Here is a 20,078-nt window from a genome sequence, read left to right as displayed (position 1 = left end):
CTTATTGATGATGGTGGAGACAGTCTTCCAACCTTGGATCTCCAACCGGAATCAAAGGAGCTTTTTCATATCTTTTTAATACAACCAATCCAAACAATCCGATCATACCGATCGAAGTTCCGATGCTTGCAAGATACCCACCTAACGAAAAGTCTACGAAGTTGGCAGGATACACCAGCCAGAAAATTTCAGTGATCTGAGTCAGTAAGATCCAGATTGCTACTTTTACTAAGAACTCAATATCTCTTTTGTTCGGTCTGTTCAACAGAAGCATAAAAGGAACCGCGAACTTGATCGCAGGAATTGCTAAAGTGATGTATTCCCATCCTCCAGTCAAACGCTGCTCAAAGAAGAAAGTCTCTTCCGGAATATTCGCATACCAGATCAACATAAACTGTGAAAATCCTACGTAGGCCCAGAAAACAGTGAAACCGAGCATAAACTTACCCAAGTCATGAATATGGTTCTCGTTCACTAAATTTCCGAGGTATCCTTTTTTCTTGAGGAAGTATGCCATTACCACAAAGGAAGAAAGTCCAGCTTGGTAAGCAGCCGCAAAACAATATACTCCAAACATTGTGGAGAACCAGTGCGGAGTTAATGACATGATCAGCTCAATGGAAGCGAGAGAGAAAGACAACGCAAAGAATACGATGAATCCACCTGCAAGTACCGCACTGAATTTAGTGTGGTTCACATCCTTATCTGTATCCTGAGAAACCGATCTTTTGTAGAAAAGGTAACCGAATGCAGACCAGGCAGCACCGAGAATCAGAACGATTGCGGTATAAGCTCCCATGTTCAAAAGAGGTTTCTTATGCTGTAGAATATGGTCAGCTTGAACTTCCGGGCTGTCAGTGTGGGACCACTCATACAAATCATGAGCCCCCAGCACCAGAATCAACATCAGGATCGAGACAACCGGGAGGAACATTCCGTAACCTTCAGTCAATCGACGAAGAGTAACCGGCCAATGTGCACCAGTGATATGACCGAGAGAGGTAAAGAACACTCCGGCCAAAGCAATACCGAGTATAAAAAACACTCCTACGAGATACGCAGACCAAGCAGGATTGGAATGACCACCTTCATGACGAAGATTTTCATGTCCCAGACCGAAGGCCGCTACGAGCAAGCTGATAATTCCTACGATGACCATACCAATCAGTGCGGTCCGAGTTTTGGAATCCAGCTTATAGTTAATTAGGTTTTGTTCTACCTTAACGTCCATTATTTGTTAGCCGTTTCCTTTTTGGTCTTGTTGTCGTATTCTTGAAGTTTACGAATATAGAGCGCAATTTTCCAACGATCCTCTGGCGTGATCTGAGAAGCATAACTTCCCATCCTTCCCCAACCCTCAGTGATTACGTGATAGAGCTGACCATCTGAGTATCCTTTGATTTTGTCAGAAATCAGAGCAGGAACAGGAAAGCCAATCTTAGGAGAAGGTCCTACAATCGTACCGTTTCCGGCACCACGAACTCCGTGACAAGGCGCGCAATAGACTTGGTATTTGTCCTCTCCTCTTTTCAAGGTGGCGAGATCCAGTTTGAAAGGATTCGCGAGCCCTTTATTCGGAAGAGATCCTACATCTACCCCGCGGTAGTCGTACGGAAAATAGTTCACCGGAATTGCGCCCTTCGGAGGAATCCTAGAAGCGGAATTTATTGCAGATAACTCGTCGGCTTCTTGCGATTCACGAGCAGGTGAATCCGCCATATCCGGTGTGAACTCCATTGGAGGAGTTTTTGATTCGCAATTCCAGATCAGCAGAACCGCGAATGAGAGAGAAGAGATCTTTGTAAGTGAATTCATTCCTGGAGGTTCTCCTATTTCACCGTCTCAACATGTTTAGAACCGAGATTCTTGATAAACTCAGTCACGGAAGCTTCGGAATAATTCGCGGAATTAGAAGGAATCCAGAGCGCGAACTTATCAGTAGTGATATCCGGATGCAGAACTTTACGATTCACTTTCGGAAGTTTGGTTACTACGAACAAAGCCATTGCAGTGCAAACCCCGGCCATGAACACAGTGAACTCGAAAGTAATCGGAATATATGCAAACCAAGCGTTTAAGCTTTTTCCGGAAATATTCAAAGGCCAATCGTACTTGTGAGTCAGATACTGCATACCGAATCCGGTAATGCAGCCAAAGGCTCCCATGAACAAAGTGACCCAAGGCAATCCGGAGCGAGCCAGACCCATTGCATCATCCAAACCGTGTACCGGATACGGAGTAAAACAATCGAAGTTGGTATAACCCTTCTCTTTTGTTTTTTTCGCTGCTTCTATAATTTGAGCAGGAGAATCAAAGAGTCCGAAAACTCCCGATTCAGTTTCCTGAAATGTATGAAATTGTTCTTTCTTAGGTGTATACATTAGTGGTGGCCTCCGTCTTTGTGGGGCATAACAGTCTTCACTTCAGCAACCGCAATCACCGGTAGTAATCTACAGAATAATAGGAAGAGAGTGAAGAAGATTCCGAACGTTCCGAGCAACATCATAAAGTCGTAAACTGTTGGAACATACAGATCCCAGCTGGAAGGTAAGAAGTCTCTGTGAAGAGTCATTACGATCACGAACCTTTCGAACCACATTCCTATGTTCACGATGATTGAAATGATGAACATCACTGGGATACTGGTTCTCATTTTTTTCCACCAGAATACCTGAGGAGCGAATACGTTACAGCTGAACATGATGAAGTAGGCCCAACCGAAAGGTCCGAAAGCTCTGTTTACGAATGCAAAACCTTCGTATTCGTTTCCAGAATACCAGGCCATAAAGAATTCTGTGGAGTAAGCGAGCCCCACGATCAATCCGGTCACCATGATCACCTTGTTCATGTTTTCCAAGTGCTTCATGGTAATATAATCTTTCAGTTTGAAGACTTCTCTTGCGATTACCATCAAAGTGACCACCATCGCGAACCCGGAGAAGATCGCTCCAGCGACGAAGTAAGGAGGGAAAATCGTAGTGTGCCATCCCGGCAAAATCGAAACCGCAAAGTCGAAGGATACGATTGTGTGTACCGAAAGAACCAGCGGAGTAGAAAGTGCCGCCAAAATCATGGCGACGGTCTCCATATGAGACCAAGCTTTGTTAGAGCCGACCCAACCTAAAGCGAGTAGATCATAGATATATCTTCTGACTTTTCCTTTTGCGCGGTCACGAACCGCAGCGATATCCGGGATCAATCCGAGATACCAGAACACCAAGGAGATGGTCAAGTAGGTAGACACCGCAAAAGTATCCCAGATCAAAGGAGATCTGAAGTTCACCCAAAGTGGTCCCCTTTCATTCGGATAAGGAAAGAGCCAGAACCCTAACCAAGGACGACCGATGTGAATGATCAATGTCGAAGCAGCGGTTAACACTGCAAAGATGGTCATCGCTTCAGCGGCACGGTTGATCCCAGTTCTCCATTCCTGACGGAAGAGATACAATACTGCTGAAATCAAAGTTCCAGCGTGACCGATCCCGATCCAGAACACGAAGTTCACGATAAAGAATCCCCAACCGACCGGGTTGTTGATTCCTAAAATATAAAGTCCTTCATACACCAAATATCCGATGATCGCTAAATCGATCACCGTGATGGTTCCTGCGAGTATAAAAGCCTTCCACCACAATGAGGTAGGAAAAGCTTCTACAGGTTTTAAGATATCCTCGGTCACATCTCGGACGGATTTACCCCCGGTTACCAGCGGCTGGATATCCAATGCTTCTTTTACTGCGTTGGTCATTGACATAAGCGCTTCGAATCTCCTGCTTAGATCTTGGTTCTAACTCGGGTCAGGTATGCAACCTGAGAGCCTACATTTAAGTAATCGAGTAAGCGGTAAGACCGCGGATCGTTACTAAGCTTGCTGACTTCCGAATTCTTGTCGTTGATGTTTCCAAAGCTGATTGCATCTGCCGCGCAGCTTTGCTGGCAGGCGGTCTTGAGTTCACCGTCTTTCAGCGCGCGACCTTCGTTCTTAGCTTGGATTTTCTTCTCTGCAATTCTGGAGGAACAGAAGGTACATTTTTCCATGACCCCTCTTCCTCGAACTGTTACATCAGGATTGAGTCCTAAATAGCGAGGCGTTTTGGAACCTTCGGCTCCGTTGTACCAATGTTGTGCCCAGTTAAATCTACGGACCTTGTAAGGACAGTTGTTGGAGCAGTAACGGGTTCCGACGCAACGGTTATAAATCATGTCGTTGGTTCCTTCGGATCCGTGAATGGTTGCTGCAACCGGACAAACTGTTTCGCAAGGAGCGTTTTCGCAATGCTGGCACATCACAGGTTGGTGAGCCATTTGCATTTCTTCTGGTTGGTCTGGATTTCCGATGTAGTAACGGTCGATCCGAATCCAATGCATTTCCCTACCGACTCGAACTTCGTCGCGGCCAACCACAGGAATATTGTTTTCTACCTGGCAAGCAATGACGCAAGAACCGCATCCAGTACAAGAAGTTAGATCGATCGCCATTCCCCATCTATAGCCTGGGTAATCGTAAACTGGGTTTGCACCTTGTGCAAAAATGAGTTTACCGTCTTTTTTGATTTTTGGAATTTCGGACTCTGCTTTTCCGGCTGCCGGATTCGCTTTGTAATCGTCCAGTGAAACTGTTTGAATTAAAGGTCTGTCCGGATAACCAAAACCAGGAGACATCATGTGATGGCTTTGTGTGCAAGCCAACTTGTAGGTCTTACCAGTTTTTTCTAAACTAGTGACCGCGATTCCGGAATAAATTCCGTCCTCAGCCAGAACATAAGCGTTTTTACCGACACCGTTCCCTACTGAACCTACCGCGCTTCTACCATAACCGATTGCGATTCCAATAGAATCCTTATGCATTCCAGGTTGGATTTGTGCAGGAAGTTCTATAGACTGTTTTGCGGTCTTAACGATAACAACATCGTTCGAATGGATTCCCTTTTCTTTTGCAAGCTGCGGAGAAAGAAGAACGTAGTTGTCCCAAGTTACCTTGGTCACCGGATCTGGAAGTTCTTGCAATAAAGAGTTATTTGCGTTCTTTCCATCCCCGAGCGAAGTCTTTTCATAAAGAGACAGTTTGATTCCTGCCTCGGAAGCTCCAGGCTTGCGAACCGAAGATTTGTTAAACGAACGAGAAGAACCGCCCGATTTTTTGCGATCTCCGTTGTTTACAGTACTTCCTGCGCGAAGCAGATCTTCCCATTTTCTCTGAGAGCCTAACTTTTTGAGCCAAGACTTTTTCAGATATTCGTAATATACAGTCTCTCCTGCTAAGGACCCGCCTGCAAATTGAATCAAGCTGTCTTCGAAAGAGCGAGATTTAAACAGTGGACGGATTGCAGGTTGTTGGATAGAGAAAATTCCCTTGGTAACTTCTGCATCTCCCCAAGACTCCAAGAAGTGAGTCGTGGTCGCCAGATAGTTCGAAGCCAGTGCGGTTTCGTCCGCGCGGTCCGAAAGGCTGACGATCAACTTAGCTCTGTGTAGGAGGTCCTTCCATTGTTCACCAGCTTGATAGACCAAGTTGGTGTCATAGAGAAAAAGAACTCCTACTTTATTTTGGCTCAAAAGCTGGGAGAGTTCTTTTAGATTGGAAGAGTAGTCAAAGAGTCCTTCTTTTTTAGGATTCGAATGATCTACAGTTTTGCCGTCGTTATCCAGAACACTGTTGAGAAGATTTACGAGAATCTGAAGACCGACCGCATCACCGGTTTGTGCAGAAACTCCTCCTGCAACTACGAGAGATTTTCCTCTCTTGCTCCAGAGAGCTTTTGCAGTTTTTTGAATATTCTCTACGCTAACTCCGAGTTCGGAAGCTAAGCCAGAAACAGTATTGGAGCCAACCACATCTTTCGTATTGGCGCCTAATTCACTTAATGCGGCCGCAATCGCCAGAGCGAATTTACTTTGGTCGCCGGGACGAATCGGAAGTCTCAAGTCTGAGTTAGAGCCAGACATGGTCGGAACGCTTTCTGCAGCGATGAAGAAGTTTACATCCTTCGCGCCACTTCTAAGATTTCTGCGTTTCGAAAAATCCTTTTGGTGTTCTTCCGGAGAAAGCCAAGATCCCATAAAATCGCAATCGATTGAAAGAATGATTTCTGCCAAATCGAAACGATAATTCGGAATCAGAGCTCTTCCATAAGAAGCAGCTTGTCCTTTGGAAACCGCCTCTTCTGCAGAGGTCAGAGAAATTTCTAAGTGTTTACCACCACCTACAGAACGTAGGAATTCCCCGACCAAGGATTTCGTAGATGGAGAATCTATAGGTTTAGAAACAATTACAGTAGAACCTTTTGATTCAGAGAGAGCTTTCTTTACTTTCTCATCGAGAGTCGCCCAATCGATTTTCTTTACTTTTCCACCGTTGATTTCCGCAGGTTCTTGCGCTCTATCAGGATCGTATAAATCGAAAATGGTAGCTTGTCCACTCGCGCTGACTGCTCCCTGGGAAACTGGGTGATTCGGATTTCCCTCTATCTTTAAAGGGCGTCCGTCTTTTGATTTTACCAAAAGTCCGGTTCCGGCAAACACAGTAGCGTACTCGTAAGTCTTTCCGTGTTTTACGAAATCATAGGTTGCATCGTCTTCCTTCACTTTCAGGTCGACATATGGAACGATCTTCTCGACCGGCTTGCGAACGCAATTCAGGGAAGTCATTGCAACCCCGGCGCCCATCAGCTTTAAAAAGCTTTTACGATCGAATTCGCCAGATTTAATTCTTGCGATCACTGGATCCGGAGAAGTGAAAAACTCGGAACGCTGTAGCTCCTTCGTTTCTTCAACTTTATCTCGAAGTTCAAATGAGAGCCAGTGAGCCTTCTTTTCTTTTTGGAAATTTTTATTATCCATTTCTTATGCTATCTCCTGGTTATCTGTGGCAGGTGGAACAATCTGTAGGAGCGTTGTTCTCTCTGTGACAGTTGACGCAGTATCCCATATTCAGGGACGCGATCTGTTTAACTTTTACCATTTCAGCTACGTTGCCGTGACACTGAGAACAATCCACACCACGCTGTATATGTCTAGAGTGGTTGAACTGTACGTGATCTGGGAGGTCATGAACCTTAACCCATTCCAGCGGTTGCTTCTTCTGGTACGTTTCCGTGAGAAACTTAATGTCGGGTTTCTGATTCGCTACCATTGAATGGCAGTTCATACAGGTCGACGTGTTCGGAACGGTCGCATGTGCGCTGGTTTCAACGCCCGTATGACAGTAACGGCAATCTATCTTGTTATCACCAGCGTGAATCTTGTGATTAAACGGGATAGGTTGATCGGGAGTGTAACCGACGTACTTGGAGGGAGAAAAAATTAGGTAGGCCACCGCTGCAATTGCAACAAGCGGAACTCCAAGTTTGAAAGCTTTCTTATTCATTCGCGAAAAGTCCTTCGGAGTCCATAATAAGGTGTTGGGAACAAACATTTTGGCTTGGGGAAAAATTGCAAGTAAACCCCCAAAAACGCTGCTCTTTCGACGAATCTTACATCATTCCGTTGAGACTTATTATCAATTAGAAATTTTGAGTATATCATCGAATTCTAATGCGTTTTCGGGGAATCTCGTTTTTATTTGACTAGAATCTGATTTGAATAGGATTTCGTAGAACGCTCGTTCTTCCATTTTTTAGATCCTAAAATGGAATGTGGCTCTTGTTTCTTTCTGAAAAGAGGCGGTGAAAAAAAATGATCATATCTGGAAGAAGCTCCATTCTTTGCCTCTATCTTTTACTACTTATCATCGTTTTCGCGAAGGATCTTTCCGCTATCCAAGTTCAATTCACAAGCTTTAACGTGATGTTTCTAAAGGAAAAGGTTCAGCATTCTTCTTCGGTCCAAAATCCAAATCGTAGACGATCCGTTCGGAACTTTCGGAATTTGGAAGTTCTGAAAGAAGTGATTCGAAAAACTAGGCCGGATATCCTTTCGCTCCAGGAAGTGGAGAACCGGAACGCGGCATTGCTTCTACTAGATAGCTCTTACGACTGTGCGACTACCGAAGATCAATTTTCTTCTCAGGAGATTGGAGTTTGCTGGAGAAAAACCTTTCCGAAACCAATCCTCAAAGAACTAAGCACTTTATCGTTTCGAAGAGGACTCAGAAAAGGCCTACTCGCCTCTTTCTCTTTTCAGAACAAGACGATTCACATTGTTGCGGTACACTTGAAGGCAGGAAGATCCAAATCCGATCGAAAGGAAAGGCTGGCCCAGATTGCGGAGTTATCTAAAGCAATTTCAGAACTGGAAAATATCGTGCTACTGGGAGATTTTAATCATGACCTGGAAAATGATCGGACAGCCTGGAAGTTACTTTCCGGAAACCGAAAGCTTAGATCTGCCAACCACGGACACAGTCCTTCCTGCTGGCAGTACAAAGAAGGATTTATCGATTATTTGATTTCAGATCACAAATGGATCGGAGATAGCTTCCAGCAGATTCAGTTTCCAAGTGATGACGGAAGGTTTGACGGAAACCCAGAATCGGAATTAGAACTCTCGGATCATTGCCCGATCACCGGATCCATTGATTTTGAGGAAAAGTAAACTAGAAGTCGGATCAGAAAAACAGTCCCGGAACCCCGGGACCAAAACCAAACCAGGCTCACAAAATAGCCTACTTATGAATTCGGTCTGGTTTTGATTTTTCCCTTATCTTTTTTTGCTTCGTAATAAAAAATCTGAAACTAAAATCATAGAAGCAAGAATTAAAAAGATTCGACTACTTCCCAGTTTTAAATCGAACTTTGGTTAAATATACTTTGGAAACTACAGAATCTCTATTTGATTTCAAAAAGAATTTTCCTTCAGGGGTAGCCACTTTGTAGGACGGGAATTCCTGCAGTATTTCCATTTCTATCCGATTGTCCGTAAACTCCGCAAACATTGGCATGTATTTTTCGGAGACTACGAGCAATCTTTCTTTATCGTTCCGCAACGCTTCGAAAAGTACTTCGGGATCGAACAAAGTTCTAGAAAGTCTCTTTGCATAAAAGGCATAAGATCTCTTGGAGGCAGGAACTCCAAACAGGAAAAGTCTCTCTTTTCCTGGCTCCAAATTTTGGACGTGCCTGCCTATTTCTTTAGAAGGCTGATAAGAAAGTAGCAATGGATAGGCGTAAAGACTGATCGTAGTAAACAAAAACGAACCCGAAACGATCAATGCACCTAACACTCGTTCTTTGCTCGAAAGAAATCCAACAAGAAGAATGAACAGGGCGATGTAGAATGCCAACCAAACCCAATAATCCCATTTCACGTCAACCGACAGAAATGGCAATGCGATCCCTCCTATCGCAAATAGAGCAGCAGTAAAATATATTAGGGCCTTTCCCCAAAAAATCCATTTTGTATTATCTTTTTCTAATACGTCCAACAAATAGCCTGAGCCGAGCACTGCCGCCGCCGGAAGACACCAATAAATGTATTGAGGAAGCTGGTATTTTGAAAAGCTGATCAAGAATAGATATACAAAAAGCCAGAATCCTGGAACAAAATCCTTTTCTTTCCATCGATTTTCCTTGAATTCTTTCCAAACGATACCAACGGAACTCTTACGGAAGAATTCTCCGATTCCCTTTCCCACATAGAAAAGGAATGGAAGGATGAAAATTCCAAAAGCCCAAAAGAAGTTCTTATAGAAAAATCCAGGATCAAACTTCTGGTCGTACATCTTCACATAGAATCTGCCAAAAGATTGAATCCACAAAAAGAAATAAGGTCCATAGGTGTTGAACTCCAGATAAAGCGGAATCGACCAAAGGAAAGGAGGGAGAAGAGCCAAGATCGCTCCCGGAAAAATCTTCATGCCAAGTAAGCGTTTCCAATCTCTCCGAAAAAGAATGTCTCCTCCGATTCCGATTGCCGGAATTACGACCGCGATCGGACCTTTTGTTATAAATCCGAGACCCATGGAAAAATACATTAGATAATAGTAATATGAGTTCCGCTTGGTTCCCAAATAATAGAATGCGAAGACCAGAATAATGTACGGAGTCACGTAGACATCTATTTTTGGATCGACAACCATCGCATACAGTCCAGGAGAAAGTGCATACAAAAGAACAGCGATCCAAGCCCGCTTTGGATTTCCGGAGTAGAGTTTTGTAATCGTAAAAATTCCCCAAAGAGAAAGCAGTGTCAGCAAAATCGCCGGCAATCTAAAAGCGCAGTCATTTTGACCCAATAGAGTAAAGGAAGAGGATATAGTCCAAAATGTAAGGATCGGCTTATCTAGATATCGTCTGCCATTGTCCCGGATAAAAAACCAGTTACCACTGTCGGTCATTTCTCTGGAGATCTCGGCATACTGAGAAGAATCGATGTCGATTACATCCAGAGGAAATGTAAGAAATAAAGGGAGGAAAGAAATCGCGAAAAGGATCCAAGGTATGAATCCGCGGGAAAATTTATTAGAATTAGTTTCTAAAGAGTTCATCTGAAAAGATTCCTTTACTTGGAATTGAAGCGATTTTTGCTAGCCCCACCCGGCTCTGGGCGGGGGGCTGGTGGCGGGTACACACCGCCTTCCAAAAAGAATGAAATCGGAGTGCAAAAGTTTGCGGGCGATCGATCGCGAAACCGGCTTCGATGGCCATATAACATATTTGAATGAAATCGGCAAGATTTTTCATTTCCAAACAAATCTGTAGGAGTTCCTACAAGTTATCCCCCCTAAAAAGTACTGTTCTGGATTTTTACGAATCACGAAAATTAATCCATCAATCCGGATTCCATAATACAGCGACTAAATCCTTTGCAGGTTTTTTCGGACTCGTAACAAGGCATCGCGAATCCCTGTTCTCTCAAGCATCCAGATTCACAATCGATCCGAAGTAAGCTCTTTTCCGAATCCGTAATATTCCTCTTAGCCTTAAAATCTTGCTCCACACAGGAAATAAAAAAGGAACAGATTTCCTGGCACTTCTGCTGATAAGGATCCTTACAAGAAATGGTGACAAAAAGTGAAAGTGTTAGAATCAATAAAACAAAGATACGAATCAGAGATTTCATTCTCCCCATACTCGAAAGGAAGGGGCAGAAGGTCAACTCTTCGAAGCGAGCATTCCGCAAGCACCGTTGATATCTTTGCCAGGTGATCTGCGGTTCAGGATCGGAACTTCCGCAGGCTCAAGGAGACGCAAAAAAGAATCTACTTCTTTTTCGGTAGGCCTTCTCCAGCCAAAGAATTCCGTATTGAGAGGTATTACATTAATTTTACAATCTAGTTGGCGTGCAATCTTCACGAGTTTTCTCGCATCTTCCGGACTCATGTTTACTTCAGGGATCATTACATATTCGAAAGTAATTCGTCTTTTTAAAATTCGAGTAAAATCTTTAGCAGCACCGAGGAGCTCTGGCAAAGAAAACTTCTCTTCTATATCCATGATTTCTTTGCGGCCCGCAGGATCCGGATGATTTAGAGAAATCGCGAGAGTATAAGGTTCCCTATTCTCAATGAATCTCCTGATTCCATTTACTACACCTGAGGTTGAAATCGTAATCCTCTTCGCACCCAAATTCAGCGCCTCCGGGTCATGAAGAATTTCTGCTGCACGCATTACGTTAAAGTAATTGTGCATCGGCTCCCCCATTCCCATAAAAACGACGTTTGTAGCACGATCTCCTACGATCTTTTCGACTTGTAGAATCTGATCTACAATTTCGTGTGCCTTCAAATTTCCTTGGAATGGAAGCTTTGCAGTGGCACAAAATTTACAGTTTAAAGTACATCCAACCTGAGACGAAATACAAATGGTCTTGCGACCTCCATCGCCTGAAGGAATCCAAACAGATTCGAATTCCTTTCCAGAGCCAAGTTCCGACTCAAAGGTGAATTTCTGAGTACCATCCGAAGACTTCAGATGCTTTTGAACTTGTAACGAAGAAATCACAGTACGTTCTGATAAGAATTTTCTTAAGTCCTTTCCGAGGGTCGTAAATTGGTCCCAGGTTTCGTAGCGATTTACATACAATCCATTATAGATCTGTTTTGCACGAAACGGTTTTTCCCCAAAGGACTTGATCAGATCTTCCAACTCTCGGATGGTCTTGCCTTTTATAAAGGTGCTAGACTGAATTTGCTCATTTAGAGCATCCGCATCCGAAATTGTGAAATCTGCGACTTGGTTCATTTGCAGGTATCCTTAACCTTTAAATCTGCGTCCTTGTAGCCCAGTTTCGAAGCTTCTTTAAAACTATCACAAGCCTTAGACTTGTTTTTTAGAGCCAGGTAGCTCCAACCACGGTTATAAAAAGAGAGATGGTCTTCGGGATTGATCTTCACAGCGCTGTCATACGCTTGCACGGATTCTCTGTACTTTTTGAGGTTATAGCTTGCATATCCAACTTCAAAGAAAGCTCTTCCATTCTCTTTTTCTAATTTGATAGAAGCTTGCGCATCCTTAATCGCTTCCTTAGGACGATTTAATACGTTATTGAGATAAGCACGATTGTTATACGAAGTAACCGAAATGGATCCGAGTTCGATCGCGTGATCTATATCTTCGAAAGCCTCTTCATTCTTGTCTAAGTTACTTTTGCAAATCCCTCGGTAAAGATATGCGTCCTTATAGTTTTCATCTATCTTGATCGCGGAATCGAAGTCTTCGACTGCTTCCAAATATCTGCTTAAACTATATTTTGCTAAACCGCGATTATACAAAGCCGGTACATCATTGGGCACTTTTTCTAGGTATCGATCATATTCCCGAATCGAACCTTCGTAGTCCTTCTGATCGTACAGATCAAAGGCTACCTTGAAGATATCATTCGGATCCTCTGAAGCAGTCGAATCTTGTGCGGGCTCGTCCTTTTTTTCCATCCATTCCTGGATCATTCCAATCAATTTTTTTAATAGAGCAAGTCCCTCGTCCTCAGGGGCAGGTGTTGTCGAATTTCCGGTGGAGCCAGAAGTATCAGAGGTATCGGTACCAGATTGGGAAGCCGAGGAGTTAGAGCTCAGATTTTGATTCTCCACCGGTTGTTCCGGACTCGAAGAAAATAAGGCGATCCCCAAGGATACAATTCCAACGATCAAAAATGACGCGAGTATTCGGTCTACCATACTTGTTCAGGATAGAATTAATTTACTGGCAACTTCCAGCCTTTTTTTCAGGCTACAACGGAATTGGAATGCTCCGAAATTACTTTTCCGTCTTCCAGAATCATTCGAATCAGACGAGTCATTTCTACGGAATACTCAACATTCAAATGTTTTGTGATCCCTTCGCAAAATCCGTTGATGATTAAAAGCTTCGCGTCGTCCTCAGAGAGACCGCGAGATTGCAAATAAAACAGTTGGTCCTCATCGATCCGGGACACAGTTGCCTCATAATTCAGAGAGCCATTCTTGCCACTCACGTCGTTATAAGGGTATGCATGGGATTGAGATCTATCATCCATCATCAATCCGTCACATTTTACGTGGCTGTAGGCATCCGAGGAACTGGAAGTAAATTTTACTAGTCCGCGGTAGGAATTGATTCCACCGTCAAGAGATACTCCTTTAGCCAGAATATTGCTTCGGGTATTCTTTCCTACGTGAACGATCCTAGCACCGGTATCCTGGATTTGCCCAGATCCAGCAAACGCTAAAGACAAGATATCTCCGGTAGAATGATCCCCCTGCAAAATGATTCCGGGATATTTGATCGTATTCGCGCCGATATTTACGTCTGTCCAAGTAATATGACCCGCCTCGTGGCAAAGACCACGTTTGACAGTCCAGTTGTACATATTCTTTTTCCAGTTTTGGATCGTAGTATAAAATATTTTAGAATTTCTGTGAGCGACTAACTCCACCACTGCTGTGTGAAAATTTGTTCCCTTATCTTGAACAGAAGAACAGCCTTCTGAATATTCTAGCTCTGCTCCATCCTCTGCAATCAAGAGAGTGCGTTCGTACTGACCGGAAGAAGCTGCAGTCACTTTGAAGTACGCCTGCAAGGGCATTGGAGTTTTTACTCCCTTAGGAACGTATGCGAATGAGCCCCCAGAAAAAACGCAAGAGTTTAGGGCAGAGAATTTATTATCCCCGATCGGCACAACTGTCCCGATATACTTTCGAACGATATCGGAATATTCACGAATCGCAGTATCGATATCACAAAAAATAATTCCCAGATCCGAGAGTTCTTTCTTTACGTTTGCATAAACCGTTTCTGAGTCATTCATCGCTTCAATACCGGCTAAGTATTTTCTTTCGTGCTCGGGGATTCCGAGTTTTTCAAAACTTCTCAGAACTTCTGGATCAACTTCGTCCCAGGATTTTTTCTTTTTGTGTCCGCCACCGATATAATGCACATACTCGTCTATATCCACTTTGAACTGAGGAAAAAATCCCCAGGTAGGCATAGGTTTGCTTTCGTATATTTGAAATGCCTTGAGGCGAAATTCGGTTAGCCAAGAAGGCTCGTTTTTGATATGAGAAATCGATTCGACTACCTTTTTAGTCAGGCCTTTGGGAAAGTTATCCGGACGATAGTATCTTTCCTCGTCCTTTAAAAGCATTTCAGTTGCTTGAGCCATAGCGAATCACTCTTTATTTAGACTAAAATCCTTGGAATGAAAAGAATCATACAAATTCAGAACCGAGGATTTTTCCAATAGAAATAGTATAACAGATTTCGATCTGAATTACAAGATTTGAGAGGGAGCCTGTACAGACCAGGAGAAATTCCCTGGAAAAGCGACCAAAGGCCGCAATCCCAAGGAGGTGAAAGACAATTCTTAGTTCACCGAAGAGAAATATTCCTTCGATTTTACAGGATCTGCCTTCATTGTTTTTTTACCTTCGTCCCAATTTGCTGGGCACACTTCTCCGTGTTTTTCTACGAATTGGAAAGCCTTCACAAGGCGAATTGCTTCGTCTATATTTCTTCCTACCGGCAAATCGTTAATGGTAGCTTGGCGAATGACTCCTTTCGGATCGATGATAAAGGTTCCACGAAGCGCAACCCCTCCTTCTGTCAAAACACCAAAATCTCTAGAAATAGACTTAGTGATATCTGCGATCAAAGGATATTTGATTTCGCCGATTCCACCTTCTTTACGAGCAGTAGCTTTCCATGCCAGGTGCGTAAACGCGCTGTCCACGGATACTCCTAACACTTCCGCTCCCAATTTCTTAAATTCGTCTAACTTTGCGTCGTACTCGATAATCTCAGTCGGACATACGAAAGTGAAGTCTAGAGGATAGAAGAACAGGACCACCCATTTTCCTTTGTAGTCGGAAAGTTTGATTTCCTTAATTTCTTTTCCAAGAACAGCTTCTGCTTTAAAGTCCGGTGCAAGTGAAGTAACCTGTGGCATTTGCAACACTCCTTAGTTTTAGAATCATTCTAAATTTAGACCCTAGAACTTGGGAAGCAGTTTTTCGGTTTCATTTGCATCTTTTTGAAAAAGAGAAAGAAAAAGAGGACCGAAATTCAGGATGGATTCTTCCTTTCGAGTCAGCTTCCAAGCTGCGAGTGACCCCTGTTCAATCATGTTCGCGAGCACACCTGTATGCGCTGCAGGATATCTCAAGGTATATCCATTCGCTTGGCATTTCTCGAAGAACCTGGCAAAGATACCTTCTCGGGTCCGAGTAAAATCATTGAGTTGGTCGTCCCAGCGGTGCTCTGCCAATGGCTGTTGGTAGCTAAAACCAACAATCGGACAGGCGTTATAACGATCTGGATCTTTTAGCTCGGCTAAATTGATATCCACCCACCACTTTACGAGCTCCTCGGGAGAATTGATAGTATTCACAACCTCATTCAATGAATTGTTTTCTGATTCGATATAATTGCGAAGATAGATCTCTCCCAGTTCATCCTTGGAAGAAAAATACTCATAAAACGTGGTTTTGTTCGTACCGCATTTTTCCACGATTTCCTTCAGACTAGTATTTCCGAAGCCCTGAAAGTAGAAGAGATCTTTCGATTCCTGGATAATTCTTTCCCGGATCCCTGTGGATTTTCTGCCCAAAATCGCCCCTCTTAACAGTAATAACTATAAATATTTGTCTCATATGATTTAAGGAAAGAAAGAATTTTTTTAATTTACTGACCGGTAAGTAAATTTATTCTTGATTTATACTCAAAATCAGGCCACTTTTTGAAAGGATCTTACAGAAAAGGAGGCTCAGATTTTGGAACGAGTCGCTCAAATGCCCCCAATTGTTGCTGATGGAGTGTTTTTAAAGACGGTTACAGGGCCAATTTTCATTAGAAATGACTTCATTCTATTCATCTCTGCAGAAGGAAAGCACTGCCAGGTTCATACCAAGGATGAAAGGATAGAAGTGATCGGAACTCTCAAAGAGGTGATAGAAAGGACGAACCCGGTTCTGTTCAAAAGGGTGCACAGACAGTACATTTTGAACCTAACACATCTTTGTTATATTAAATATTCTACGACTTCTCGCAGACATACTGCTGTCTTGGATGATGATGATAAGACCGAAGTTCCGGTAAGCGAAATCTATCTCTGATCGAGAACAAACATTTGATAGGAAAATGAAACAAAACTAAAGATAAGAACTTTTCCTATTGTACACTTTTCTAAGCTCGAAGAAGCATTACTTTTTCCGGATGATTCTTCCGAGCTTATTATTTTTTCTGCATTTATTTTAGTTCGATGCTTCGAACAAAATCAAGTTTCAAACAAATTCAAAAGCTTTCAAGGCAACTTGCTTCCTAAGAAGTTTAGAATCTCGTCAAAGTATTCTTTCTTTTCTAATAAAGAAGAAGAGATTCCAAACTTTCCGCTTGAATGGATAACTGTAGCTGACCTTTGTCCATAAACTGAAGTTACAGAAACATTTTGCACCGATTCGATAGGAATGGTAACTTCCTCCTTGGACCAGGAGGATTTCGGAACCGTGATGCTTTCGGAAGAAACAATAATTCTTTGGGGGAAAGCGAATCTTCTATAAATTCCCAAAATAGACATAGCCACAAACACGAAAGAGGCAATGCTCAAACTCCAAAAGAATATAGTCGCTCCAGAAACACCAAGATGAATGATGCCATTGATAATCAGTCCACGATCATTCATCATCGCAGTGTTGGCAAGAAACACACCGCAAAAACCAAAAAAGATCCCACCCAAAATAATCGTCTTCTTAGGCATATAAGAGTATTCTTTTTTCATCCTTATCCACCTTTCGCCATTAAATATTTTTCCATAAATTCTGTGATATCTTTTATATTTCGGTTAATCATCTTTCTCAATTCTGGAGGAATGTTCTGAGACTTAATGACTCGATAATAATTCAATGCATTCTTCAACATTTTACGGCGAGCAAATTCCTGGGCTTTTATTAGCATAGGTTTGTATTTATAATATGAGTATTCCATAATACTATAATTTTCGGAAAGTTTAAATGAGTGGGGGATCTTTCCGAAATCATAAGTCAAAGTCAAGAACGGAGCATCATCCACTTCTGGAGGTTTAAGTTCCAGAATCCCGTGGATCATTTTAGGTTCTTCTTCCTTAGCTCCTCCTCCGGAAGGTTCACCTCTTTGGTCTAAAGGCTCTAAGCCGCCCTCGACTACCTCGATCTCGGGAGCTTCTTGTTCCTCTCCCATGGTTGGCACTTGCATAGGGCCACTCGGTGGTGGAGCTCCAGGGGCAGACGGAGCCGGAGCCATTGGGGCTCCTGCTAATGGCGGAATTTCAGGTTTTAACTCTTCTTCTTTTTTCTCGTCGGTTGGATTTGGTAATCCGATCTTAGGAAGTTCAGGTGGTGCTGCCTCGGCTGGCTTTGCTTCTGCTGGAGGGCCCGACGGAGTCGGTGCAGGTGCTCCGCCAGTCTCAGGGCTAGGCGCAGGTGAAGGCGGACCAGAAGGCGGTTCTCCTTTCGCAAGCTTATCCTCAGCATCAGGCAATCGGATCGGAACAAGTTCTATGCTTGGCAGTACAGGAGTTACATATTGGGGTAACTGATCCGAGAGTGGTACTTCTGGGCGAGGCCAATCTTGTTCCGGGACCTGCTCCTGGGCTTGCTCTTCGGCCTGCCTTTCTCTCTCTTCTCTTTTCTCTTCTGCTTTTTGTTTTAGATACTCATCTCTAGCTTGGAATAAATCCTCTTGCCTGCGATCGTCTCCTGCCCGTCTGTCCTTGCGGTCGCCGGCGCCTCCTCTTCTATCTTCTCCGCCTCTCCTGTCCTCTCCTGTCCTTCGATCCACCAATGGCAGATCCTTAAACTTTTCCCATTCATCGGTAAAAAATGTATCCGCAGGCAGATCCAGCTCGTTTGGATCTAGGTGATCCGGAGCCACTGGAGGTTTTGGTTTTGCAGGAGCCCCGGCTTCTCCCGGTCCTCCCCCGCTTGGTGCTCCGACTCCACCAGACCCGCCTGTTCCACCTCCAGAAGGAGGTCCACCGACTCCAGGTAAGAATGCAGGAGGACCGCCAGGGCCGCCGCTGGAGGGTGTTCCTTCCAGATCTCCCGTGGGCATCGGACCGCTATAAGGCGCATAGGTTACGACCGAATAAGAAACCGGTCCTGGAGGAAGTTCAGAAGGTAGAGCAGGAGCTTCGGTCCCCGGAGGAGCTTGGATCTGAATCGGAGTTCTGAATCCTTGGGTAAGAGTGTTTCCCAAAGCCTCACTGATTTCTTTTACTGCCCGGACCAAATCTCCCATTGGAATCGGAGAGTCGGAATAATCCCCACCTTCTGGAGAAGAAGCCTCCTCGTCAGGGGATTGAATATGGCCTTCGATCGCTCGAATGTTTTCGGAAATTTTTTCCTGGATTTCGTTGTCCGGAATTCTAGAGAGAGTTCGCTTTAAAATCTCCAGAGCTCCGAAAAAATTTTCCTTATCTACAAGTGCTTCTGAATGAAGGAGAGGTCTTCTGTGGTGAGAATACCTAGAGTTGTTTCGAATAATATCATCTGCTAAATAAGGAAGTTCTAATTTCTTTTTTCTCCTTAAACCCGAGCCAGGTGGAGTTTCTTTTTCAGGAGTTTCCTTTCTCTCTTCCTTTCCTTTTCCAGAGGATCCTGATTTTTGTTCTTTGCTTGCAGGAGAGGAAGTTCCTTCTCCATCTACATTGACTAACTTTCCGCGATCGCCTGATCCACCACCAGAGGGACCTCCAGACCCCGGTCCAGTTCCACCACCACTCGGTCCGGAGCCGGAAGGAGATTGGCCGCGATTCGGATCTCGAAACAGTGCATAAGCTCCCGCTCCGGCGGACAGAAGTCCCAGTAATAAGAGTAGCGCAGTTGTCATTGAATCTTTGCTTCCTTAATAAAATCGACCTAAGATCGTGCAGTTCTTAAACACTTGTCACAGAGTTTTTCCGATTGACACCATGAATGTTAAGTAATAAGTTGGCGTATATGAAATCAACGGTTCGGGAAAACCTGAGTTTCGGGTCGAGCCCTGACAATCCGGACGGTCTCCAACTAAGAATTACTTTTGATGAGGACACAAAAACCGCCTATGGCGACTATACAGTCCCAGAAAAGTTTCAAGGTCAACCGGACGTTATCCATCCCGGGATCATCGCCACAATCCTGGACGAAATTATGGCTAAGATTAACGAAGCCATGAATTTTAAGACCACCACTGGCGAGCTTACGATCCGCTTTCTTCAACCGGCTCAAGTAAACCAACCTCTTCATCTAAGAGGCTGGTTCGTGAAAAAGAACAAGAAAGTGATCGAAAACCGGGCCGAGATCGAAAACGAAATCGGCAAGATTGTTGCCCGCGGAAAGGGCAAATACATCGAGTTGGATACCTAAAATCCTAAGAAATTATTAGTACCCGCCGACGTGGTGGAACTGGTAGACGCACTGGATTCAAAATCCAGCGAGGGCAACCTCGTGTCGGTTCGACTCCGACCGTCGGCAAGGGTACAAAAACCATCCCACCAGCAAACAAACTACTTTAAAGTTTTTTAATAGATATTTTGTAGGAGCTCCTACAAAGAACTTCTCCAAAAATGAATCTTGCATTTTGTGAGAAAGTGTGATAATTGGCAGCGTTGCGTACCCGCCACCAGCCCCCCGCCCAAAAAGGGAAGAACCGGGAACATAGGTAACACTTTAAACCGGAGACATGGGTTACACTTTTGGTTGTTGAATTAACCTTTTT

Annotated in this window: 18 protein-coding genes and 1 tRNA gene; 4 read left to right on the top strand and 15 right to left on the bottom strand. The window is 43.8% G+C overall.

All coding sequences use genetic code 11. From position 1 onward, the window contains the following. Position 1: 1 nt before the first annotated feature. The 6 genes from CH373_RS17770 to CH373_RS17745 are packed head-to-tail and all read right to left on the bottom strand — an operon-like array spanning position 2 to position 7,366. Positions 2 to 1,231, bottom strand: a complete 1,230-nt coding sequence (locus CH373_RS17770) for a hypothetical protein (RefSeq protein WP_100715373.1) — start codon at positions 1,229 to 1,231, stop codon at positions 2 to 4. After that, positions 1,231 to 1,815, bottom strand: coding sequence for a c-type cytochrome (locus tag CH373_RS17765; protein WP_100715372.1), 585 nt, complete (start codon positions 1,813 to 1,815; stop codon positions 1,231 to 1,233). Before CH373_RS17765 ends, CH373_RS17770 begins: the two co-directional genes overlap by 1 nt. Before the next feature lie 14 nt (positions 1,816 to 1,829). Further along, on the bottom strand, positions 1,830 to 2,381 hold the full coding sequence (locus CH373_RS17760) for a DUF3341 domain-containing protein (RefSeq protein WP_100715371.1): 552 nt from the start codon (positions 2,379 to 2,381) through the stop codon (positions 1,830 to 1,832). Then, a complete protein-coding gene (gene nrfD, locus CH373_RS17755) occupies positions 2,381 to 3,748 on the bottom strand; it encodes an NrfD/PsrC family molybdoenzyme membrane anchor subunit (protein ID WP_100715370.1) in 1,368 nt (455 codons plus the stop codon). Before nrfD ends, CH373_RS17760 begins: the two co-directional genes overlap by 1 nt. Positions 3,749 to 3,774: 26 nt before the next feature. Further along, entirely contained in the window at positions 3,775 to 6,840 is a 3,066-nt protein-coding gene (locus CH373_RS17750; RefSeq protein WP_100715369.1) for a TAT-variant-translocated molybdopterin oxidoreductase, read from the bottom strand. A gap of 19 nt (positions 6,841 to 6,859) precedes the next feature. Then, entirely contained in the window at positions 6,860 to 7,366 is a 507-nt protein-coding gene (locus CH373_RS17745) for a cytochrome c3 family protein (RefSeq protein ID WP_100715368.1), read from the bottom strand. Between the two features lie 308 nt (positions 7,367 to 7,674). Between CH373_RS17745 and CH373_RS17735 the strand changes: the two genes are divergently transcribed. Next, complete coding sequence (locus CH373_RS17735) at positions 7,675 to 8,532, top strand: endonuclease/exonuclease/phosphatase family protein (protein WP_100715366.1); 858 nt, start codon at positions 7,675 to 7,677, stop codon at positions 8,530 to 8,532. 175 nt (positions 8,533 to 8,707) lie between these two features. Here the strand turns inward: CH373_RS17735 and CH373_RS17730 are convergent, their stop codons facing one another. The 7 genes from CH373_RS17730 to CH373_RS17695 all read right to left on the bottom strand — a co-directional run bounded on the left by CH373_RS17730 (position 8,708) and on the right by CH373_RS17695 (position 15,957). Next, positions 8,708 to 10,423: an ArnT family glycosyltransferase gene (locus CH373_RS17730; RefSeq protein ID WP_100715365.1), complete on the bottom strand. Its 1,716-nt coding sequence runs from the start codon at positions 10,421 to 10,423 to the stop codon at positions 8,708 to 8,710. A gap of 275 nt (positions 10,424 to 10,698) precedes the next feature. Continuing rightward, positions 10,699 to 10,998 (bottom strand): Cys-rich protein, encoded by a 300-nt coding sequence (locus CH373_RS17720; RefSeq protein ID WP_100715363.1) that lies wholly within the window; start codon positions 10,996 to 10,998, stop codon positions 10,699 to 10,701. Positions 10,999 to 11,030: 32 nt separating this feature from the next. Continuing rightward, positions 11,031 to 12,119, bottom strand: a complete 1,089-nt coding sequence (gene rlmN, locus CH373_RS17715) for a dual-specificity RNA methyltransferase RlmN (protein WP_100715362.1) — start codon at positions 12,117 to 12,119, stop codon at positions 11,031 to 11,033. After that, complete coding sequence (locus tag CH373_RS17710; RefSeq protein ID WP_100715361.1) at positions 12,116 to 13,051, bottom strand: tetratricopeptide repeat protein; 936 nt, start codon at positions 13,049 to 13,051, stop codon at positions 12,116 to 12,118. The genes rlmN and CH373_RS17710 overlap by 4 nt, the downstream gene beginning before the upstream one ends. A gap of 47 nt (positions 13,052 to 13,098) precedes the next feature. After that, positions 13,099 to 14,514 (bottom strand): Fe-S cluster assembly protein SufB, encoded by a 1,416-nt coding sequence (gene sufB, locus CH373_RS17705; RefSeq protein WP_100715360.1) that lies wholly within the window; start codon positions 14,512 to 14,514, stop codon positions 13,099 to 13,101. Between the two features lie 201 nt (positions 14,515 to 14,715). Continuing rightward, positions 14,716 to 15,297 (bottom strand): peroxiredoxin, encoded by a 582-nt coding sequence (locus CH373_RS17700; protein WP_100715359.1) that lies wholly within the window; start codon positions 15,295 to 15,297, stop codon positions 14,716 to 14,718. A 42-nt stretch (positions 15,298 to 15,339) separates the two neighbouring features. After that, positions 15,340 to 15,957: a TetR/AcrR family transcriptional regulator gene (locus CH373_RS17695; RefSeq protein ID WP_165778868.1), complete on the bottom strand. Its 618-nt coding sequence runs from the start codon at positions 15,955 to 15,957 to the stop codon at positions 15,340 to 15,342. A gap of 163 nt (positions 15,958 to 16,120) precedes the next feature. Between CH373_RS17695 and CH373_RS17690 the strand changes: the two genes are divergently transcribed. Next, the gene (locus tag CH373_RS17690) at positions 16,121 to 16,462 is read left to right on the top strand and encodes a LytTR family DNA-binding domain-containing protein (RefSeq protein WP_125170051.1); all 342 of its coding nucleotides are present in this window, start codon (positions 16,121 to 16,123) and stop codon (positions 16,460 to 16,462) included. Positions 16,463 to 16,650: 188 nt separating this feature from the next. On the opposite strand, the gene CH373_RS17685 is transcribed toward CH373_RS17690, so the two are convergent. After that, positions 16,651 to 17,124: a YdbT family protein gene (locus tag CH373_RS17685; RefSeq protein WP_100715356.1), complete on the bottom strand. Its 474-nt coding sequence runs from the start codon at positions 17,122 to 17,124 to the stop codon at positions 16,651 to 16,653. A 2-nt stretch (positions 17,125 to 17,126) separates the two neighbouring features. Continuing rightward, positions 17,127 to 19,211, bottom strand: coding sequence for a hypothetical protein (locus CH373_RS17680; RefSeq protein WP_100715355.1), 2,085 nt, complete (start codon positions 19,209 to 19,211; stop codon positions 17,127 to 17,129). A gap of 110 nt (positions 19,212 to 19,321) precedes the next feature. Here CH373_RS17680 and CH373_RS17675 point away from each other — a divergent pair, with 110 nt between their 5' ends. Then, positions 19,322 to 19,726, top strand: coding sequence for a PaaI family thioesterase (locus CH373_RS17675; RefSeq protein WP_100715354.1), 405 nt, complete (start codon positions 19,322 to 19,324; stop codon positions 19,724 to 19,726). A 24-nt stretch (positions 19,727 to 19,750) separates the two neighbouring features. Next, a tRNA-Leu gene (locus CH373_RS17670) sits at positions 19,751 to 19,834 on the top strand. The last annotated feature ends 244 nt before the right edge of the window (positions 19,835 to 20,078 follow it).

The sequence above is a fragment of the Leptospira perolatii genome (assembly GCF_002811875.1).
GTDB lineage: Bacteria > Spirochaetota > Leptospiria > Leptospirales > Leptospiraceae > Leptospira_B > Leptospira_B perolatii.
Note: the sequence above shows the minus strand (reverse complement) of the source record. Positions and strands in the feature narration are given on the sequence as shown.